4 protein-coding genes are annotated in these 4946 nt (G+C 41.7%); 2 read left to right on the forward strand and 2 right to left on the reverse strand.

Translation table 11 applies throughout. From position 1 onward, the window contains the following. Nucleotides 1-386 precede the first annotated feature (386 nt). Nucleotides 387-809 (reverse strand): hypothetical protein, encoded by a 423-nt coding sequence (locus tag ANPL_RS02195; RefSeq protein ID WP_169193159.1) that lies wholly within the window; start codon nucleotides 807-809, stop codon nucleotides 387-389. Between the two features lie 157 nt (nucleotides 810-966). Further along, entirely contained in the window at nucleotides 967-2505 is a 1539-nt protein-coding gene (locus ANPL_RS02200) for a lysine--tRNA ligase (protein WP_169193160.1), read from the reverse strand. Between the two features lie 325 nt (nucleotides 2506-2830). On the opposite strand from ANPL_RS02200, the gene ANPL_RS02205 reads away from it, so the two are divergent. After that, nucleotides 2831-3604, forward strand: a complete 774-nt coding sequence (locus ANPL_RS02205; protein ID WP_236822880.1) for a hypothetical protein — start codon at nucleotides 2831-2833, stop codon at nucleotides 3602-3604. 526 nt (nucleotides 3605-4130) lie between these two features. Continuing rightward, complete coding sequence (locus ANPL_RS02210; RefSeq protein ID WP_169193162.1) at nucleotides 4131-4760, forward strand: hypothetical protein; 630 nt, start codon at nucleotides 4131-4133, stop codon at nucleotides 4758-4760. Nucleotides 4761-4946: the final 186 nt, after the last annotated feature.

The following is a 4946-nucleotide window of genomic DNA, read 5'->3' on the forward strand; positions in this document are numbered from 1 at the left end:
TTTAAAAATCCGTTGCAACAATCTGTTTTTCTATAATTTAAATGCAAGATTGCAAATTTCAGTTTTGTGCTTTTTCTATGAAAGTATCGGAGGTAGAATTTAAATATGACGTCACATATAGTTCTATTGAAGCACAAAATAATGAGGCCTAGCAGTAGGTAGGGATATGTAGTGAACTTAAGTGCTTATATTTTGTTATGCGACGTGTGAGGTTAATTAAAAGAGTATTTGTCTTTTTTTTTGTGTTCTTTTTATTTTTTCCCTCTGAGCACCCATCTGTGAACACGAATAGCAAGCAATGCGGCCTGTTGATAAGGTACACAGCCCAACTCGCTGAAAAACGAAAGCTACGGTATGGGCTTTTCTGTTCTCAGGTGACGGCACGGCTATTCGTTTTTACCCAACGCCCCTGCTATTTTGCGCCACATCCCATCATGTATTCCTGAAACATGGTGCCCTTTCTCTGAGATGTTTCTCAAGCTCTGCAGCGGAGTGTGGAGATGATCAACATCGGTAGCCCTGTCGTCACTGTCAAAAGCGATTCTAAGGACATTACACTCGTATTTCTTCATTATAGAAGCAGCCGACTTCAGTAATTTGCAAGAAGGATATATCCAAATGCCTTCTTCAACTATAACCGGATGTCCCAGCATAGCAATAACGTCATCCTTAGATGCCCCGGCTTTTACATCACTCCAGAGCTTAACACTAGCCGAAGGAAATCCACTGTACTGAACATGGGAGAAAAGAAGACACCCCTGGAGGCAGAGACAAAGTGTACAGCAAAGTGCAACCCATTTAAGACGCATAACAGCCCCGTAAACCCGGTTTCAAGGATAGCATACCGTTATGAGGTGTCAATCAATAACGCCACGTACGGCATATACGAAAATCGAAAATAAGGTGCCACCCTAAAACGGCAATAATAACGCCTAATACTCAGCAACTTATTGGCCATTTTGACACCTATTTGGTCGTCAAAGAGTTGGTGATCAACTTCACAGTATTATCAATTCCATAAAGCTTCACGAAAGAGCCAAATCTAGGTCCATCTTCCTGACCTAAAAGCACCTCATACAGGGTCTTGAACCACGTTCTAAGGTCATGTGGTAGATGCATCTTTCCCACCTCAAATACTACATTCTGAATTTCATCAGAAGACTTACTATCATCCATTTGTGATAGGGCTTCTGAGAGATTGGCAAGCATCCTCCTTTCGACCTCATTAGGCACCTTGTATGAGCGACTGTTCAGCACAAACATCTTGCAATATGCTACTGAGAACTCCAGTAATTTTTCCAAGGTACTGTTATTCTCTATATCTACACCGCCACGGTACCTCTTTATAAGCTTTTTCAGCATTTGCACATCTTCTGCGTTACATGCTGAAGCTATATTAATCAATAAGCAGAAAGTCAGGCCATACATTTCAAGTTTGGGTACCTTACCATTATGTATGTGCCACACTGGGTTATCAAAATTTGCCGGATCATCATGGTATTGGTTTACCAATGATAGGTAATCATCTACAAATTTGGGTACTATCTCATGGCATAACCGCTTTGCCCTTTTGGGATTAAGGAACATGTAAAGAGCCAAGCTTTCATAAGGGGCACAAGCTAGCCATTCATCAACGGAAAAGCCGTTACCTTTTGATTTTGAGATCTTTTTACCCTCTTTGTCGAGGAACAACTCATAAGGAAATAGAACAGGGGGCTTTCCTCCCAATAGCTTGCATATTGCTACTGCAGGCTTAGCTGAAGGAGTGAGATCCTTACCATGTGATTCATACTGAACACCAAAAGCAGCCCAACGCATTCCCCAATCTGCTTTCCACTGAAGTTTGCAGCATCCCCCCGTGACGCGGGTTTCGACGAGATTTCCTTCTTCATCCCTATAAGACACGGTCCCACGTTTTGCATTTGTTTCTACTATAGGAACTTGCAAGACTTTCTGGGTCTTCTGACAAACTGGAAGGAACGGACTATAGGACTTTTGTCTCTCTTCTCCCAAAGTTGGAAGTAGGATATTAACTGCCGCCTCGTACCTTTCCAGTAACTTCAGTAGCACTTCGTCATAGACACCTGATCTATAGCACTCTGTAGCGCTTTTAAATTCGTATTCAAATCCGAAGATCGCAAGGAATTCACAGAACGTTCCATTCATGTGGTGGCCATAACTCTGTGCTGTTCCAAAAGGATCAGGTATTGACGTTAATAGCCTACCTAAGTGTTCGGATAACATTTCCCTATTGGGAACATTATCTGGCACTTTCCTGAGGCCGTCCATGTCATCGGAAAATGCAAGAATTCTGGTTCTTATTCTAGGAGCAAGCTCTCTTAAAGCATTAGCTACATAGACTGTGCGCAACACCTCACCAAACGTTCCGATGTGCGGTAAGCCCGATGGCCCATACCCAGTCGCAAGTATTATCTCTTCGCTTTGTTCAAAAGTACTTAAAATCTTCTCGGCTTCTACGAAGGGCCAGGAAAGATATTTTTGCATGTCTTTGTGTAATTAACTAGCTGGCGATTCTACAGCACAACTACAGCATCTTCAATTACATTGTTTTTTTCATTGCCGCCTTATCTAAAGGGCAAGTGTGTTCATTGTACATGAAACCAAAACAATTTATCTTAATTAAAAAGCGGATGTTATCTATACCGGTTTCAATGGGGTCTAGACGGGAATCATATTAAGAAACGGTTAGCATTTTTACGAATCTAGTTGTATTATCTCCACGCGTATTGCAGTTTGCAGTGCAGAGTGCAATTGGTATGTGGTACGAAAAATTGTGATAGAAGATAGAAGATAAAGGAAGGGGGTGCGCGTGTTATATGATGGGAGAACAAGGGTAACGTCCCCTATATCACCCTCTATAACTCGACCAGCCGAAAGAATACAAATTGTCCCAGTGGCGCAGAAATCGCAAATTAGGAATTGGATGGCGCTAACGATACTATTCGGCCTAGTGGCAGTCATGCCGTTGTTATTGGCCTATTGGATAACTCAAAATATGGTAGTTTTATCAGTTTTGCATGTGTGCTATTCGCTTTTTATGTGTGCAGTGCTATCCCCGCCTATATTGTATGATTGTAATAGAATGGTTCGATGTGTGGGAGAGGAGACCGATAAAATCTCCACTACTATTTGTGTTATTGCATCATTATTCTCGATGAGCAGTTATGTAATGGTAATAGTTTGGGGTTCATCCATTGCACAGAGTGCAAGGATAATATGTGGCATCATCGACTTTGTGACCCTTGTCGTACTTCCTGTTTTATGGATAGTTTCTCGCGCAATCGAACGCTATACCCGTGTGAATTGCCCGGATGTTATCGCGTTATATCGTTTAGAGGATATGATAGGATCTCTACAAATTGTGCGTTCAAATGACACAAGTAATACAAGAGTTGTGCGTCCAGTAGAAAATGATATGCAATATCAAGTAGGAGGTCGGTCGTATCAGATAGCAAGAGTACCTACGTTTGTGCAGGATGGCGAGGTGTATCCGGGGGTGATGTCGCTGGATTTTTATGACGTAGAGAGTGCTCTTAGACGTGAGGGAATCTATTTTCCTCAGACATTCGAGCTAGGTGTATAAGAAATTTATTGCATTTATAGTGACCTCAAGTGCGCTCAAAGTAGAGTCTATCCTATTCTCAGTTTTCAAGCTTTCTCTAAAAGAAATATGCTCAAATGGTGAAGCCTTTTGCTGCCATATGCTATATAGGGTTGCATGGCCTCCACTGTTTTCAGGTAGGTTAAATCCACTTTTTCCCGAGCGGTAGAGTGCTTAAAAATTGCTGCTTCATGCCTTAATTTGTTGCTACACTTTGCAACTTGCCACATTGCTCTAATTAAGCATAATGCGCGTATCAATGCTTTTTGCCAAAAGAGTGAAGCACCACCACTAGGATAATATCCAACGGTTATCTGCGGGAGTAGGCGTGCCAGTCGTGCAACATAAGCCATATGATCCCTGATGTACTTAATTAATAAATGAATTATTAGGGTTTTCTCGGATATCTCTGTAGAATAGCTCTGCATTTACTCATACAAAATTGTGATTGCAGACTTGATGGAAAATTATTTTGGTAATTAAGAAAGAAATATTCATGCTAGGGAATATGAGGAGAGGTTTATCGTCAAGCGATAGGTTGACTGTGGCCGCGTTCGTTGTTTTTTCGGCGCTTCTATTATTAGTATGGGTTTACTGGGCTACTGAAAGCACCGCTGCTTTATCGATTCTATGTGTGTGCAGTTCTCTAATCTTGTTTATTATATTGACGCCTTTCCAATATATAGATTGCAAGAGGATGTATAAGCGCGAAGGTAGGGCGACTAGCAACCTTGAAACGGTGCTGGGAGTTATGGGTGGATTGCTTGTAATGACTTGTTATATTATGGGAACACTTAATGCATTCTCTGGTGATGTCTCGAGCACGCAAATTATTTGCGCTTCCATAGATTTTATTCCTTTTTTTGCTCTCCCTTTGGCATGGATTGTTTGTCGTGCATATGAACAGTATCATAGAGCAGAGAATACTACAGTTGGTTTGCCTTCATATGATGGAAGGGCTGGAGAGTTTTCACGAGATCAAGTCGGGTATGCATCGTATCGGGGAAGAGATGAGACATATTCTACGGTATTCGTGCCCACGTTTCTAATTGTACGGGACGTACAAGGAAGGGGAGTAGATACAACAAGAGAAGCGCCACAAGTTTTTGTAGACGAAGGTCATGTGTTGGGACGCTGAAAATAATTCCTCGAAATAGTTTGTGTCAGCGTGCAGGAATGAACTTAAGCTTCTGTAGCGACTTCAGTGTAGCCATGAGATAGAAGTGCACCGTTGAGCGAATTATGCATGAGAAGATGCAGTCGCTTTTCAAGAATCATAAACAGGCCGATACTTGTGGCAAAATAGTACTGACAATTGTATGGC

Source organism: Anaplasma platys (assembly GCF_012790675.1).
Lineage (GTDB): Bacteria > Pseudomonadota > Alphaproteobacteria > Rickettsiales > Anaplasmataceae > Anaplasma > Anaplasma platys.